The organism is Agromyces sp. NSFZ (assembly GCF_056156205.1).
In genome coordinates this window covers 3,396,390-3,410,950 of the sequence record NZ_CM149585.1, presented here as the reverse complement: position 1 = coordinate 3,410,950, position 14,561 = coordinate 3,396,390, and the positions used below count along the sequence as shown (strand labels likewise).

Sequence of the window (14,561 nt, the reverse complement as noted above, 5' to 3'; positions counted from 1 at the left end):
TCCGGCTGCGCCTCGCGAGCGCCAGATGAGGATCCAGGAGGGGCGTCCTTCAGCCCTTGCTGCTGACCGGATGCATCAGCAGAGTGCCGCTCGCGGAGCAGCCGGCCGCGGAGCAATGGGCGACGGACCAGGCCCGCGTGCGCTTCTCAGGCGGATTGGCGATGACTACGAGCGAGCGGGATGGGAAGTAGCGGGAGAAGGCGACTACGTCCCAAGCTCCGCCGCGCTCGACCGCCGACACCTCGTCCCCACCGACGTGGAGGGCCACCCGGACATCTCTCTCGGGTACGAACCATCCGATTCCGTGCTGAGCTTGCGGGTCACGAGTGCGTGTTATCAGATCCCGGGGTGATCCTCCTCCGGCTGGCGACGTCGGGGCGCGAAGGACCGGACGATTCACGCGGTCAGCGCGAGGTACTTCTCCTCGAGGAACTCGAGGATGCCCTCGGAGCCGCCCTCGCGTCCGAGGCCGCTCTGCTTGACGCCCCCGAACGGGGCGGCCGGATCGCTGACGACGCCGCGATTGACGGCGACCATGCCGACCTCCAGACGCCGGGCGACGTCGATCGCCGCGCGTTCCTCACCGAAGACGTAGGCCATGAGGCCGAAATCCGTGTCGTTCGCCATGCGCACCGCGTCGTCGACGTCATCGAACCGGACCACGGCGGTGACCGGGCCGAAGACCTCGGTGGTGTTGATCCTCGACCCGTGTTCGACGTTCGTGAGGAGGGTGGCGTCGTAGAACGCGCCCGCGCTCGAGGCCCGGCCCCCGCGCACCAGGCTCGCGCCGTCAGCCACCGCTCCCTCGACGAGACTCGCGACCTTGTCGCGCTCGAGCAGGGAGACCAGGGCCCCCAGTCCGTTCGATCGGTCGAGCCCAGGCCCCACCGAGATCTTCGAGAGCTCGGCGTCCATGCGGCTGACGAACTCGTCGTGCAGGGAGCCGTGGACGTAGAACCGATTCGCCGCGGTGCACGCCGAACCGCCGTTGCGCATCTTGGCGAGCAGGGCCCCCGCGATCGTGGTCTCGAGGTCGGCGCCTGGCAGCACGATGAGCGGAGCGTTGCCGCCGAGCTCCATCGAGGTGCTCACGACGCTGTCGGCGCACGCGTGCAGCAGTTCGCGGCCGACCTCGGTCGAACCCGTGAAGGACACCTTCCTGACCTCTGGGCGGTCGATCATCAGCTTCACGAGCGGCCCGGTGGGTGCGGGAGTGACGAGGTTCACCACCCCACGGGGAATCCCGGCCCGATTCAGCACATCGACGATGTATGCCGCGGTCAGGGGCGTCTCGCGGGCGGGCTTGAGGATGGTGGTGCACCCGGCGGCGAGCGCGGGGCCGAGCTTCCGCGTGGCCATCGCGGCGGGGAAGTTCCACGGGGTGATCAGAAGCGACACCCCGATCGGCTGGCGATCGACGATGATCCGCTTGTCGCCGGACGGCGAGAGACGGTAGTCGCCGGGGATCCGCACGGCTTCCTCCGAGAACCAGCGGAAGAACTCCTTGGCGTAGTTCGCCTCGGCGATCGCGTCGGCCCAGGACTTGCCGTTCTCACGCACCATGAGTTCGGCGACCGCCTCGATCTCCTCGGTGAGGATCTCGTACGCGGTCCGCAGCAGCTCACCGCGTTGGCGAGGCGGCGTCGCAGACCACCCCGCCTGTGCCGCGGCGGCGGCATCGACGGCGGCCATGCAGTCCTGCTCCGTCGCGATCGCGAATCGGCCGATCGTCGAGAGGTCGGCGGGATCGACGACGTCGAAACGCCGTCCGTCGGAGCCGGCCCGCCATCGGCCGTCGATGAAGAGGTCGGTGAAGACGGTCATGCGGCGCTCCGAGACATCAAGGCTCCTTCGTGGGCGCGCTCGAGGATGTCGAGCAACAGGTCGTGGGAGGGGTGGACCGGCGCGATGGCGAGGAGTCGTGTGGACGCCAGCGCGAGCTCGGCGATCCGGGGCAGTTGATCGCGCGTCAGTCCGATCTCGGCCAGCGTCTCTGGCACGCCGATTCGCCGGTTGATCTCCAGGATCCGCGCCAGCGTTCGTTCTGGGGATGCATCCTCCCGTGGGATGCCTTCGAGGGCCGCCCCGATCGCAGCGATGCGCTCGGCGGTGCCTGCGTCCGTGATGAGGGAGTCGAGGGCATAGGGGAGCATCAGGCCGGTGCCGAGGCCGTGCGGCGTCTTGGTGAGCGCGCCGATCGGATACTGGAGCGCGTGGCAGAGGTGGGTGCCGGTCGAGCCGAAGGCCACCCCGCCGAGGAGTGCGCCCATGGCGACCTCCTCGCGAGCGCGCAGATCGTCGGCGTCGTCGACCGCACGGGGGAGCCATGGGCCGAGGTGGCGCGCGGCCTGCAACGCGATGGCGTCGACGAGGAGGTTCCGCCCGATGAACACCGGGAGCTGCGCCGACCAGTCGACATCGAGGGGGGCGGCGGTGAACGACTCGACGGCGTGCACCAGAGCGTCGATGCCCGAGAACGCCGTCACGCTCCGCGGAGCGCCGAGGGTGAGCTCGGGGTCGACCACCGCGGCGATCGGTACCAGGAATGGGCTGGAGATCCCCACCTTCATCGCTCGCGCCGGGTCCGAGACGACCGCGACCGGAGTCACCTCCGACCCGGTCCCCGCGGTGGTCGGTACTGCCACGATGGGCAGCACCGGACCCGGTACGAGGTTCTCGCCGTAGTAGCGACTGAGCGGGCCCTCGTGCGCGGAGAGCAGGGAGACGAGCTTCGCCGCATCGAGAGCGCTGCCCCCGCCGATCGCCAGCACGACGTCGGTGCCGAAGTCGCGTGCGACGCCCGCAGCGGTGTCGAGCGAGTCGACCGGGAGCTCGGGCGTGATGTCCGAGTAGACGCGCACGTCGAGGCCGGCCGAGTCGAGCGCACCGAGGGTGTCGTCGAAGTACGCCGTGCCGACGAGGAACGGGTCGACGACCGCGAGTACGCGGCGGCCGTGCACGCGCAGGATCTCGGGCAGCTGCGCCCGAGCGCCCGAGCCGAAATGCACTCGCGACGGCAGCCGGAGCGTCCCGATGCCACCGTGCTGGGAGGGGACCGGTCGCTCAGGCACTGAAGCCTCCGTCGACGGGCAGCACGACGCCGCTGACATGGCTGGCTCGGTCGCTCAGCAGGAACGACGCTGCTGCCCCGACCTCCGCTCCGGTTCCGACCTTCCGCAGCGGCGTCGCCGCGACGCGAGCCTCGACCCCGCCGGGGATGGCCGCACGGGTCTTCTCGAGCATGGGAGTCTCCGTCGGCCCCGGCGCGATGACGTTCACGCGGATGCCGAGCGGCCCGAAGTCGTGGGCCGCGGTGCGCGTGAGACCGATGACGGCGTGCTTCGTGGCCTGGTACGCGCCCATGCCGGAGCTGCCCCGCAGGCCGCCGATGCTGCTCATGTTGACGATGGCCCCGGAACCGTGCGGCTCCATCACCCGCACCTGTTCCCGCATGCAGAGCCACGTGCCCTTCACGTTCACGGCCATGATCCGGTCGAACTCCTCCTCCGGGACCCGGTCGAGCCGACCGGCCTGGGTCATCGCCGCGTTGTTGAAGGCTCCGTCGAGCCGGCCGAACCGTTCGACCGTGCCGCGGACGAAGCTCGAGACCTCCGCCGCGCTCGCCACGTCACCGGTGGTGTGGGCGACGTCATGCCCGGCCGATCGAAGCTCGTCGGCCAGTGAGACGAGGGGACCCTCGGTTCGCGCGACGAGCATGAGGCTGGCGCCGTCGGCGGCGAGGACGCGCGCGGCATCTGCACCGATGCCTGCGCTCGCGCCGACGACGAGGATGACCTTGCCGGCGAGCGGGGGTGGGGTGGCCTGTGGGTCGGGCATTGCATCTCCATTTCTCTTCTCGGAGCTTCTCTTCTCGGCGCGCACGCCGCCGCGGGTCATCGGTACCTGACCGTTCGCGCGGCGTCGACCGCCGCCTTCGCCGCGGCGCCGAACAGGCTCGCGTCGTTGCTCAGCATGGTGAACGTGAAGCCCGTCTCGACGGCGGCGCGCACGGAATCCACCGTGGACGCGCCGGCATTGCCGACGGGAACCCCGGCGTGCCGGGCCTGTTCGACCACTCGCCCGACGAGTTGCACGATGACCGGGTCGGACTCGACGGTGCCCTCGCTCACCGACAGGTCGGCTGCTCCGACGAGCAGCGCATCCACGCCCTCGGTCGAGGCGATCGCGCCGGCGTTCTGCACGCCCGCGATGCTCTCGATCTGGGCGATGAGCGCGACCTCCTGCTGGCCGTACCGGAGGTACTCGTCGCGGGATCGGCCGCCCCAGGATCCGGCCCGACTCGTGGAACCGACACCGCGCGCGCCGAGCGGGGGGAAGCGCGCCGCCGCTACCGCGGCCCTGGCCTGTTCAACGCTGTCGACGTGCGGCACCATGATGCCCTCGGCGCCCGCGTCGAGCACTCGCTGGATCATGCCGGGATCGAGACCCGGCACTCGCACGAGGGGGGAGACGCCGGTGTACAGCGCGGTCCCGATGAGCCGATACGCCGATTCCAGGGTGATCGGCGAGTGCTCCAGATCGATGACGGCGAAGTCGAAGCCCGCCAGTGCCACCAACTCCATGATCTCCATGGCCGGGATCTTGACCCACGTGCCGAGGGCGGGGGCGTCGGCACGGGCCAGGGCTTCGCGGAAGCGGCTCGACCGCCCGGTCGCGTCGATCATGGCGCGGGGTATTCGTCGGCGTTGAGCACCCACCCCGAGGCCGAGAAGTCGACCCGCGGTGGCGCGAAGATGTCGATCAACTGCTGGCGCGGCCCGACGCCCTGTGTCGTGTGCACGGTCGGCGGGGGGATGATGCAGATCGACGGGCTGCCGATCTCGCGGTGCTCGTCGGGGCGCCATTGCGTGGAGTCGGGTCCCCAGGGGTAGCGGATGTGGTGCACGAATGTGCCCGTGACGGCGAGCGAGATCTGCTCGAAGTCGTCGTGGTGATGCGGTGAGAGCTTGCGCTCGTTGCGGGGCGCCGGCTCCTCGGCCAGGAAGTTGACCATGACGTTGGTCGTTCGGAAGATGCGCCCGAAGCGGCCCTCGGCGATGGGGGTGTCGGCGAGTCGGTAGACGCGCAGCGCGAACCCGCCCACCGGGTCGGGCCACGGCTCGAGCGGTGCCGTGCGTTCGTCGGGCTCCCGGTACGCGTCAGCGTTGAGCGAAGCGTCGGCGAGATCGGTGGCCTCGGTGGAGAAGAGGCGGATGAGCGGTCCGTCGCCATCGACGCGGACCTCGCTGTCGCCCGGCGGCACGACCACGAAGGCCTCCTCGTCGACGGACTCGGTCGTGCCGCCGGCCGTCACCGTCACGGGCGCGCTCTCCGAGTACATGAGCACCGTGTACTCGTCGGGCTGCGCCGCCCTGGCGAAGACGTCGCCCGCCTTGGCGTCGGTATAGGCGATCACCAGGTTGGCCGCGCGGGCGAGCCAGGTCCGGCTGCCGTTCGGGCCGACCTCCGCCGGCGGGAGTTCGCGGAACTCGATCCACTGCGACGGCTTGATGGGGGTGGCGGCGTCGACCACGCGCGTGGGAGTCGCGGTGGCGAGTCGGGATCGGATGTCGTCGGCCGCGTAGGTGCTCATGCGAGGGTGCTCCCGTCGGTGGCGCGGATGCCGCTGAGCGCGAGCATCTCCCGGGCATCGGCCGGTGTGGCGATCTGCTTGCCGAGGTCCTCGATGACCCCTCGGATCTTGCGCACCTGTTGCGCGTTGCTCTCGGCGAGACGGCCCTTGGCGATCCACAGGCTGTCCTCGAGCCCCACCCGCACGTGACCTCCCAGCCATGCGCTGTGGGTGCCGAACTGCATCTGGTCGCGTCCGGCCGCGAACGCCGAGAACGAGTAGTCGTCACCGAAGAGCTTGTCGGCGATCCGCACCATGTGCTCGAGGTTCTCGTGGTCGGCGCCGATGCCGCCGAGGATTCCGAAGACCCCCTGGATGAGCAGGGGCGGCGTCACGAGGCCCCGGTCGACGAAGTAGGCGAGCGAGTAGAGATGACCGATGTCGTAGCACTCGAACTCGAATCGGGTGCCGTTCGCACCCAGCGTCAGGAGCGTGTGCTCGATGCGATCGAACGTGTTGATGAAGGGCTGGGAGTACGTGTTCAGCACGTAGGGCCTCTCCCAGTCGTATCGCCAGTCCGTCACCTTGTCGGCGATCCCCGAGTACACGAAGTTCATCGAGCCCATGTTCATCGACGCGAGCTCGGGACGGAACCGCATGGCGGCCGCGAGTCGTTGCTCCATCGTCATCGCCGAAGAACCGCCGGTGGTGATGTTGATGATCGCGTCGGTGCGCTCGGTGATGCGGGGGACGATCTCCTCGAACACCTCGGGCTCGAACGCCGGCCGGCCGTCGGGGTGCCTGGCATGGATGTGCACGATCGCAGACCCCGCGTCGACCGCCCCGATCGCGGCATCCACCACCTGATCGGCCGAGAGCGGGAGGTACGGGCTCTGAGAGGGGACGTTGACCGATCCCGTCACCGCCGTGGTGATGATGACCTTCTCCGCCCTGCGCATCAGTTCGTCTCCTCGAGGCCGAGCAGGAAGGCCGTGTTGCGACAGATCATCTGCCGGATGTCGTTCTCGGCGATGCCGTGGTCGAGCAGTGCCTGGATGACCCAGAGGTACCCGTCGACAGGCAGCGGGTTGATCAGCTGGCCGAGATCCGAGTCGATGACCGTGCGCTCGGGGCCGATCTTGTGGATCCAGTCGACCAGCTGCTCGATCGGGAATCCGGGAGCCTCGACGTCGGGGTGGTACATCGACATCTCGTGCTCGACGAAGGCGCCGTACCGGAGCATCTGCTCGATGTCCTGTTCGGGCACGTCGACGATGAAGTCGGGGTGGTGCAGCAGCATCCGGCGCACCCCCTGCTCGCTCGCGGTCGCGAAGAGCGCGGTCATCGACTCGGGGTCGAGGTGCCCGCCGGTCATCATGATGTCCGCCTCGGCGACGAGTTGCGTGACGCGCACGGTCTGCGCCGAGACGTTCCCCGCATCATCCCAGATGGATTCCTCCTTCTCCTCGAGGTTGGAGCCGATCGTTGGGAAGCCGTCGTCGTGGCTGTGCGCGCGGATGTGCTGGGCGGCCGAGACGGTCGGGAACCACACCGCCCGACCCCCCATCTGAATCGCCACTGCGACGGCCGACGGATTGACGCCGCCGACCTCGGAGTTGAGCGCCACGCCGCCGTACGCGGGAGTGGGGGCATCCTTCAGCTGGTCCTGCATGGCCAGGAGGTCCATCACGGTGTTGTGGTGGTGCGACTTGATCAGGATCGCCCGCATCCCGATCCGGGCCGCGTCGTACGACGCCTCGACATGGTTGAGGCGTCGTGGAAAGGGACTGGGTCCGGAGTGGACGTGCAGGTCGACGGCGCCCTCGAGGACTCTGCGTAAGGCGGGGGATGGCTTCTGACGGTCGTCGGACATGCTCCGAGTGCCTCCTTGTGTTCGGATCGTGTAACCGAGGTTCAGAATACGGATCGGGTACCGCCTTGTCTAGCGTGTTCTCGGCACTTTCGTGGTGCGTCGGTCCATGGCGGGCGTTCGTATTCTGAAAATCGTGATTGCACTATGAACATTCTCTTGCTTTACTGAGGCCCTGACCCGCTCCACCACGAACCTCGACGAGGAGGCGACTTGGCGATCGAATCCCCGAATCTCGACGACACCGGAAGCCCGCCCGTGATCGCTCCGGCTGCCGGCGACCGCGGCGTCATCCAATCGATCGAGCGGGCGGCCGATGTGCTGTCGCTGCTCGACCAGCACACGAGCGCGCTCACCCCGGCGCTCGTCTCGGAGCGGCTCGGGCTCAACCGCACCACCGCGCACCGCTATCTCCAGTCGTTGCAGGCGTCGGGCTTCCTGAACTCCGCGTATGGGCCGGGACAGCTCCTCGACCAGCTGTCGGCCCTGGTCTCGGTGCGGCAGCAGATCCTCTCCGTCGGGCCGTCGGTGCTGCGCGAACTCTCGGACCGTACCGGCCTGACTGCGGTGCTCAGCTTCCTGGGCCGATCCGGCGCGGTCGTCACCCACGTCGAGGAGGCCCACGAAGGCACGATCCTCATCACGGTGCGCGTCGGCACGATGCTCGAGCTGAAAGCCGCACAGTCGCGGGCGCTGTTCGCCTTCCAATCCGACCCGACGGTCGTCGCCCGTGCCCACGCCGGCCTCTCGCCCGCGCAGCTTCGCGGCGAGGAGACGGAGCTCGCACGCGTGCGCCGCGACCGCCTCGCGTGGGCCGACCTCGACCGGGTCGGCGTCGCATCCGTGGCTGCGCCTGTGTTCGGGAGCCAGGACGTGCAGGCCGCCATCGGCATCATCGGCACGTCGGCGATGCTCGTGTCCGGTGAGGGCGCCGAACACCGTGTCGCGGCCCTCCGAGACGCGGCCGAGAAGCTCAGCTCCCTCGTCACCCCCTGACCCCTGACCGCCCGGCTCCGAGCCCAGTCTCGGAGCCCAAGATCCGGAAGACGACGATGTCCGATCCCACCGAACGACGGCTGCGACCGCCCGACCGCAACTGGCTGCTGCTGCTGCCCGCCCTGGCCCTGCTCACCGCCATCCTGCTCGTGCCACTGGCCCAGAGCCTGCTCACCAGCCTCTCCCGCCCCACGTGGACGCTCGACAACTACGCGCGGCTGTTCACCGACGGCGTGACCCTGACCGTGCTCGGCCGAACCGCCGCGACGGCGGCCGTGGTCACCGTCGTCGCGTTCCTGCTCGGATATCCGTACGCCTACCTGATGACGAGGGTGGGGCCGCGGGCGCGGGCGGTCCTGCTGATCGTCGCCCTCATCCCGTTCTGGACCTCGGTCATGGCGCGCAACTTCGCGTGGATCATCATCCTGCAGCGCGGAGGGCCGCTGCAGACGTTCCTCGAGTTCTTCGGCGCGCATGACATCGCCTTCGTCGGCACGACCGTCGGGGTCACCATCGCGATGAGCCAGGTGCTGCTGCCGTTCATGGTGCTGCCGCTGTTCAGCGCCCTCAGCGCGATCGACCGCAAGCTGCTCCTCGCCGCCCGAGGGCTCGGCTCGCCGCCGATCGTCGCGTTCTGGCGGGTCTACTGGCCGCTCTCCCGAGGCGGGGTGGCGGCGGGCGTCATCCTGGTCTTCACGCTCAGCCTGGGCTTCTACGTCACGCCCGCGCTGCTCGGCTCTCCCCAGCAATCGCTCGTCGCCCAACTGCTCGCGCAGCGCACGACGCAGCTGCTCGACTTCGCCGGCGCCGGCGCGCTCGGCATGCTCGTGCTCGTCGTCACCCTGGTGCTCGTGGCATGGGCCAACCGAGTGGGCGGCGCGGTCTCCGCGATCGGCGTCGTGGCCACCACGGGAACGAAGGACGACCGATGACCGCCTCACCGCTCCTCACCGAATCCTCGAGCGCGCGGCTCGCGCCGGCCCCCGAGGTCGAGTCGCCGTCAGCGGATGCCTCGCGACGTCGGCGTCGGCGTCGTGACCGGGGCGTCGACCCGACGCCGTGGTGGCTGACCACGATCGGCGTGCTGGTGGCGGTCTACTTCATCCTGCCGACGCTGATCGTGATCCCCATGAGCTTCGGCAGTTCCTCCACCTTCCAGTTCCCGCCGAAGGGGTTCTCGCTCCGTCTCTACGAGAACTTCTTCACGAACCCGGTGTGGATCGGCTCCCTCGGCAACTCGCTGCTCGTGGCGCTCCTCGCCTCGATGCTGGCCACTGTGGTGGGAACCGCGGCCGCGCTGGGATTGCACGCGCTCACCGGGCGGCTGGCCCGCTTCGTGCGGACCCTCCTGATGGTGTCGATGGTGACGCCCGCCATCGTCATCGCCGTCGCCGTCTACGGCTCGTTCCTCCAGTGGCGCCTGACCGGATCCCTGGGCGGCTACGTGCTCGCCCATGCCGCGATCGGCGTCCCGTTCGTGCTCGTCGCGGTCACCAGCGCCCTCGGCGGCTTCGACTCCAGGCTGCTCCGTGCATCGGCGTCGCTGGGCGCCTCGCCCACGCGGACGTTCGTCCGCGTGACGATGCCGCTCATCAGCCGCGGCATCCTGACGGGAGCGATCTTCGCCTTCGTCACGTCGCTCGACGAGGTGGTCATCGCCCTGTTCCTTCGCTCGCCGACATTCCAGACGCTGCCCGTCCAGATGTACAACAGCGTCACCGTCGAGATCGACCCGACCATCGCCGCAGCCTCGAGCCTCGTCGTGGTGTCCGTCACCGCCATCCTCTTGCTGCCCCAGCTCGTGCGCCCCCGTCGCTCGCGCCGATAAGGAGAACCCATGTCCACACGTACCCCCGCACCGACCGCCCTGGTCCCTCCCGCCGTCGCCGCCGCCCGCGCCGCGCAGGGCACCCGGATCCGCCTCGACGCGGTCACCAAGGACTACGGGCTGGCAGCGCCCGCCGTCGACGACATCTCGCTCACCATCGAACCCGGTGAGTTCATGACGTTGCTCGGTCCGTCGGGATCGGGCAAGACCACCACGCTCAACCTCATCGCGGGCTTCGAGACGCTCACGAGCGGGGCCATCTCGTTCAACGGCCGCGAGGTCAGCGGGCTGCCGCCGCACAAGCGGAATCTCGGCATGCTGTTCCAGAGCTACGCCCTCTTCCCGCACATGAACGTGGCGCAGAACGTCGCCTATCCGCTCCGCGAGCGCCGGCTGCCCAAGGAGCAGATCAGGCGGAAGGTCGCCGAGGTGCTCGAGCTCGTGCAACTCACCGGTCGCGACGGCCACTACCCGTCCCAGTTGTCGGGCGGACAGCAGCAGCGCGTCGCCCTGGCCCGGGCCATCGTGTTCAGTCCGAACGCGTTGCTCCTGGACGAGCCCCTCGGGGCGCTCGACCGGAACCTGCGTGCCGCCCTCCAGATCGAGATCCGACGCATCCACCGTGAAGTCGGATCGACGTTCGTGTTCGTGACCCACGATCAGGAGGAGGCGATGAACCTCTCCGATCGCATCGCCCTCTTCCGCGACGGTCGCATCGAGCAGGTGGGGACACCCGAGCAGCTCTACCAGTCTCCCGAGACGCTGTTCGCTGCACGCTTCCTCGGCGACTCGAACGTGTTCGAGCTCGAGCCCCGCGCGACCGGTCCGACCGTCTCATGGGGCGGCCGTGAATGGGTCGTCGACGCCTCGACCGTGGCGCCGCATCCGGGTGTCGCGGAGCGGAGCGCGGTGGTCGTGCGTCCCGAGGACGTCAGCATCGCCCGCACTCCCGACGGCGTCCCGCCCGGCGTCAACGCGGCCGACGCGGTGGTGCGCGACCTGGAGTTCATGGGTTCGTATCGAACGCTCGTGCTGGGCCTGGGAGACGCGGGAATCCCGGGCACCGCTCGCGTGCCGGCATTCGAGTCGGGCCCCTCGATCGGGGAGCGCGTTCGGGTGTGGTGGCGGCCTGAACGGCAGCGCGTCGTCGCCGCGTGAGCGGTCCTTCGGTCGCTCGTTCGCATCGTGAACAACGAACTTCACGATTTGGTATCAGTGTTCCCGGATTACCGTCATCCACGAGACGACGGGAAGGGCGCTGTATAACATGTTCAAATAACGCTACTTAAGTTTCGCAATACGAACATATCAGTCCAACGAAGTCGGCCAATGGCGGCCGACCTCCCGTCACGAAGGAACCAGACCATGTCCTCCCGATCACGAATCGCAGTACTCGCGCTCTCCACCGTGGCCGTCTCGGGCCTCCTCGCCGGTTGCGCCTCATCGCCGGCATCGGCACCCGCCGGCGATGAGGCGGAGGCGCCCGTCACGATCACCTATGTCGGCTACGGCGGTGACGGTCAGGCCGCGCAGATCCAGGCGTGGCAGCAGCCGTACACGCAAGCGCACCCGAACGTCACCTTCATCAACACCTCCCCACCCGATGTCGCCCAAGTCAAGGCGCAGGTCGAGAACGGCGCCGTGCAGTGGGACGTCATGGCGGTCGCCCCCTACGCGGCCGAGCAGAATTGCGACACGCTCTTCGAGCCGCTCGACACGTCCGACATCGACACCACCGACCTGCTCGAGGGTGCCGTGGGCGAGTGCTACGTCGGCAACTGGATCAACGCCACGCCGATGGCGTACCGAACCGACGCCTTCCCCGAAGGCAAGGCGCCCGAGACCATCGAGGACTTCTTCGACGTCGAGAAGTTCCCCGGACAGCGCGGATTCGTCACCAACCTGCAGAACGGCATCCTCGAGTACGCGCTCCTCGGCGACGGAGTGGCGCCCGACGACCTGTACCCGCTCGACGTCGACCGGGCGCTCGACAGCCTCGACACCATCCGCGACGTGACGACGTTCGCACCGAACGTCGGTGCGCTGCAACAGGCCGTCGCCTCAGGGCAGGTGGACATGTTCTTCCTCCCGGACTCTCGCATCGTGCCGCTGCTCAAGGACGGAAACGACCTCACGGTGGTGTGGGACGTGACCGTCGCCTCGATCAACGGGTTCGCCGTGCCGAAGGGCTCCACGAAGAAGGCCGCCGCCGAGGCGTTCATCGCGAGTGTCACGCAGCCCGGGCCCGTCGCGAAGATCTCCGAGCTGCTCGGCGTTGCCCCGATCAATCTCGCCGCGAAGCCGAAGCTCGACGAGTACGCCGCGCAGGTGGAGGTCTACGGCGACGTGAACACGGGAGACAGCGTGCTCCAGGACATTCCGTGGTACGCCGACAACTTCAACCAGGCGACGGAGAAGCTCACGAACTGGCTGGCCGGCTGACGTCGTGCTCCGACCTCTGACCCGACCCGCAATCGGAGAGGTATGCCATGAAATACGATTTAGCGATGGCGAACCCCGAGGTCGGCGAAGGCACGAGTTTCGATATCCAGTCGGTGTCGCGAGTGGGCCAGATCCTCAGCCTGTACGGACCCCAGACCACCGAGTTGACCGCCGCTGACGTGGCCGAGCGGCTCGGGCTGAACCGGACGACGGCGTACCGCTACTGTGCGTCGCTCGTCGCCGCCGGCATCCTGGATCGCGGGCCCCGACGTGGATCCTTCGTGCTCGGCGGGCTCATGCTCCAGCTGGGGATCCAGGCGCTCGACCGGCGGCGGGTGGTCGATCTCGCCCAGCCGTTCCTCCGAGAGCTCAGCACGGCCGTCGGCCTGACGTCCGTGCTGAGCCTCTGGGGGGCCGGTGGACCGGTCGTCGCCCTCGTGCAGGAGGACACCTCACGCACCGTCATGGTGACGGTGCGTCCGGGCACCCGGCTCGACATGTCGTCGGCCCAGATCCGCGTCTTCCTCGCACACCTCACCGACCACCAGGTCATCGAGGGCATCCTGGCGACGCTGTCGCCGACGGATCGCTCCGAGATGGAGACGGCGATCTACAACGTCCGGCGAACGGGGACCGCGTTCGCCACGCTGCCCGACGGCTTCTACTCGGTTGCCGCGCCCGTGTTCGATGACAACGGGATCGCGGCGACCGTCGCCGTGCTCGGCGGAGACCAGCTCGCCGATCCCGTGTCGCGGGCCGCGGTGATCGCCCGCGTCGGCGACACCGCGGCCGCCCTCAGCGACGAGCTGGGGGGCGGGGCCCCCGTTGCCGACGCACCATGACTCCGCCTGCGGGCGCCTTGAGAGGGAGACCTCGATTGATGACATACGACGATCTGGGTTCGGCGACGCCGCCCCACTCGAGCTGGGAGTTCTTCGGGCCGGGCGACCAGCTCGGCACGATCAACTTCCTGACCCCTGATCGTGTGGCGGCCGGAGCGACGATGGTCCGAACCGGCAGACGGTTCGGGCTCGACTATCCGATCACCGCATTCGAGCCGTATCCGACCGGCACGCGCCGCCCGCTCGAGCACCACGTCTTCGCGAACAACGAGTGGCACCGCGACGACTGGGTGGACTCGTTCTACCTGCAATCCTCCTCGCAGCTGGACGCGCTCCGGCACATCGCGCATCCCGAGCACGGGTTCTACAACGGCCTCGATCCTGCGCGAAACGACGAGCGGTCGACCGAGCTGGGCATCCACAACTGGGCGACGGCGGGCATCGCCGGCCGCGGGGTGCTGCTCGACGTCCCCCGGTACTTCGCCGAGCACGGACGGCCATACGATTCCGCCCGGACCCTCGCGATCGGTCCCGACCTCCTCGACGACGTCGCTGCTGCCCAAGGCGTCTCGTGGCACGGTGGTGATCTGCTGCTTCTGCGCACGGGTTGGGCCGAGCACTGGCTCGCTCTGACGCCCGAGATGAGACGCGTCGCACCGTGGCGGAGCTCGCCCGGCCTCGCGCAACGCGAGGCGATCCTCCGGTGGCTCTGGGATCGCGAGATCGCACTCGTCGCCGCCGACAATCTCGCCGTCGAGGCGGATCCAGTGGTGGAATCCGACTTCCGCACGCCCGGTGACTCGGTGCCCGAGAAGGGCGTCGACCACAGTGGCATGCTGCACCGGCCGCTGATCGCCCTTCTGGGAATGGCGGTCGGGGAACTGTGGAAGCTCGACGAATTGGCCGAGGATTGCGCGACCGACGGCGTCTACGAGTTCTTCGTCAGCTGCAAGCCGCTGAACCTGCCCGGCGGCGTCGGCTCTCCGCCGAATGCCATTGCCATCAAGTGAG

At 68.8% G+C, this 14,561-nt stretch carries 14 protein-coding genes; 7 read left to right on the top strand and 7 right to left on the bottom strand.

The window, feature by feature from the left end; translation table 11 throughout:
* Positions 1–396 precede the first annotated feature (396 nt).
* The 7 genes from ACVFI9_RS16160 to ACVFI9_RS16130 are packed head-to-tail and all read right to left on the bottom strand — an operon-like array spanning position 397 to position 7,445.
* The gene (locus tag ACVFI9_RS16160) at positions 397–1,824 is read right to left on the bottom strand and encodes an NAD-dependent succinate-semialdehyde dehydrogenase (protein WP_474763206.1); all 1,428 of its coding nucleotides are present in this window, start codon (positions 1,822–1,824) and stop codon (positions 397–399) included.
* Positions 1,821–3,071 carry an iron-containing alcohol dehydrogenase gene (locus tag ACVFI9_RS16155; RefSeq protein WP_474763205.1) on the bottom strand — a complete coding sequence of 417 codons (1,251 nt, stop codon included), beginning with the start codon at positions 3,069–3,071 and terminating at the stop codon, positions 1,821–1,823. The genes ACVFI9_RS16160 and ACVFI9_RS16155 overlap by 4 nt, the downstream gene beginning before the upstream one ends.
* On the bottom strand, positions 3,064–3,837 hold the full coding sequence (locus tag ACVFI9_RS16150) for an SDR family NAD(P)-dependent oxidoreductase (RefSeq protein WP_474763204.1): 774 nt from the start codon (positions 3,835–3,837) through the stop codon (positions 3,064–3,066). The genes ACVFI9_RS16155 and ACVFI9_RS16150 overlap by 8 nt, the downstream gene beginning before the upstream one ends.
* A gap of 56 nt (positions 3,838–3,893) precedes the next feature.
* Complete coding sequence (locus tag ACVFI9_RS16145) at positions 3,894–4,685, bottom strand: HpcH/HpaI aldolase family protein (RefSeq protein WP_474763203.1); 792 nt, start codon at positions 4,683–4,685, stop codon at positions 3,894–3,896.
* On the bottom strand, positions 4,682–5,593 hold the full coding sequence (locus ACVFI9_RS16140; RefSeq protein ID WP_474763202.1) for a cupin domain-containing protein: 912 nt from the start codon (positions 5,591–5,593) through the stop codon (positions 4,682–4,684). Before ACVFI9_RS16140 ends, ACVFI9_RS16145 begins: the two co-directional genes overlap by 4 nt.
* Entirely contained in the window at positions 5,590–6,531 is a 942-nt protein-coding gene (gene kce / locus ACVFI9_RS16135) for a 3,5-dioxohexanoate:acetyl-CoA acetone transferase (RefSeq protein ID WP_474763201.1), read from the bottom strand. The genes ACVFI9_RS16140 and kce overlap by 4 nt, the downstream gene beginning before the upstream one ends.
* Complete coding sequence (locus ACVFI9_RS16130) at positions 6,531–7,445, bottom strand: DUF6282 family protein (RefSeq protein WP_474763200.1); 915 nt, start codon at positions 7,443–7,445, stop codon at positions 6,531–6,533. The genes kce and ACVFI9_RS16130 overlap by 1 nt, the downstream gene beginning before the upstream one ends.
* Before the next feature lie 210 nt (positions 7,446–7,655).
* On the opposite strand from ACVFI9_RS16130, the gene ACVFI9_RS16125 reads away from it, so the two are divergent.
* The 7 genes from ACVFI9_RS16125 to ACVFI9_RS16095 all read left to right on the top strand — a co-directional run bounded on the left by ACVFI9_RS16125 (position 7,656) and on the right by ACVFI9_RS16095 (position 14,560).
* Positions 7,656–8,438 (top strand): IclR family transcriptional regulator, encoded by a 783-nt coding sequence (locus tag ACVFI9_RS16125; protein WP_474763199.1) that lies wholly within the window; start codon positions 7,656–7,658, stop codon positions 8,436–8,438.
* Positions 8,439–8,494: 56 nt separating this feature from the next.
* Positions 8,495–9,370, top strand: a complete 876-nt coding sequence (locus tag ACVFI9_RS16120) for an ABC transporter permease (protein ID WP_474763198.1) — start codon at positions 8,495–8,497, stop codon at positions 9,368–9,370.
* Positions 9,367–10,266: an ABC transporter permease gene (locus ACVFI9_RS16115; RefSeq protein WP_474763197.1), complete on the top strand. Its 900-nt coding sequence runs from the start codon at positions 9,367–9,369 to the stop codon at positions 10,264–10,266. Before ACVFI9_RS16120 ends, ACVFI9_RS16115 begins: the two co-directional genes overlap by 4 nt.
* 9 nt (positions 10,267–10,275) lie before the next feature.
* A complete protein-coding gene (locus ACVFI9_RS16110) occupies positions 10,276–11,424 on the top strand; it encodes an ABC transporter ATP-binding protein (RefSeq protein ID WP_474763196.1) in 1,149 nt (382 codons plus the stop codon).
* Positions 11,425–11,631: 207 nt separating this feature from the next.
* Positions 11,632–12,708: an extracellular solute-binding protein gene (locus ACVFI9_RS16105; RefSeq protein ID WP_474763195.1), complete on the top strand. Its 1,077-nt coding sequence runs from the start codon at positions 11,632–11,634 to the stop codon at positions 12,706–12,708.
* Positions 12,709–12,773: 65 nt separating this feature from the next.
* Positions 12,774–13,550: an IclR family transcriptional regulator gene (locus tag ACVFI9_RS16100; protein WP_474763194.1), complete on the top strand. Its 777-nt coding sequence runs from the start codon at positions 12,774–12,776 to the stop codon at positions 13,548–13,550.
* A 38-nt stretch (positions 13,551–13,588) separates the two neighbouring features.
* Positions 13,589–14,560: a cyclase family protein gene (locus ACVFI9_RS16095; RefSeq protein ID WP_474763193.1), complete on the top strand. Its 972-nt coding sequence runs from the start codon at positions 13,589–13,591 to the stop codon at positions 14,558–14,560.
* Position 14,561: the final 1 nt, after the last annotated feature.

What these genes read in the sequence shown, in the direction of transcription:
- ACVFI9_RS16100 (WP_474763194.1), top strand. Translation starts at nt 12,774, where the DNA reads ATGGCGAACCCCGAGGTCGGCGAAGGCACGAGTTTCGATATCCAGTCG.
- ACVFI9_RS16120 (WP_474763198.1), top strand. Translation starts at nt 8,495, where the DNA reads ATGTCCGATCCCACCGAACGACGGCTGCGACCGCCCGACCGCAACTGG.
- kce (WP_474763201.1), bottom strand. Translation starts at nt 6,531, where the DNA reads ATGCGCAGGGCGGAGAAGGTCATCATCACCACGGCGGTGACGGGATCG.
- ACVFI9_RS16130 (WP_474763200.1), bottom strand. Translation starts at nt 7,445, where the DNA reads ATGTCCGACGACCGTCAGAAGCCATCCCCCGCCTTACGCAGAGTCCTC.
- ACVFI9_RS16150 (WP_474763204.1), bottom strand. Translation starts at nt 3,837, where the DNA reads ATGCCCGACCCACAGGCCACCCCACCCCCGCTCGCCGGCAAGGTCATC.
- ACVFI9_RS16105 (WP_474763195.1), top strand. Translation starts at nt 11,632, where the DNA reads ATGTCCTCCCGATCACGAATCGCAGTACTCGCGCTCTCCACCGTGGCC.
- ACVFI9_RS16115 (WP_474763197.1), top strand. Translation starts at nt 9,367, where the DNA reads ATGACCGCCTCACCGCTCCTCACCGAATCCTCGAGCGCGCGGCTCGCG.
- ACVFI9_RS16145 (WP_474763203.1), bottom strand. Translation starts at nt 4,685, where the DNA reads ATGATCGACGCGACCGGGCGGTCGAGCCGCTTCCGCGAAGCCCTGGCC.
- ACVFI9_RS16160 (WP_474763206.1), bottom strand. Translation starts at nt 1,824, where the DNA reads ATGACCGTCTTCACCGACCTCTTCATCGACGGCCGATGGCGGGCCGGC.
- ACVFI9_RS16110 (WP_474763196.1), top strand. Translation starts at nt 10,276, where the DNA reads ATGTCCACACGTACCCCCGCACCGACCGCCCTGGTCCCTCCCGCCGTC.
- ACVFI9_RS16140 (WP_474763202.1), bottom strand. Translation starts at nt 5,593, where the DNA reads ATGAGCACCTACGCGGCCGACGACATCCGATCCCGACTCGCCACCGCG.
- ACVFI9_RS16095 (WP_474763193.1), top strand. Translation starts at nt 13,589, where the DNA reads ATGACATACGACGATCTGGGTTCGGCGACGCCGCCCCACTCGAGCTGG.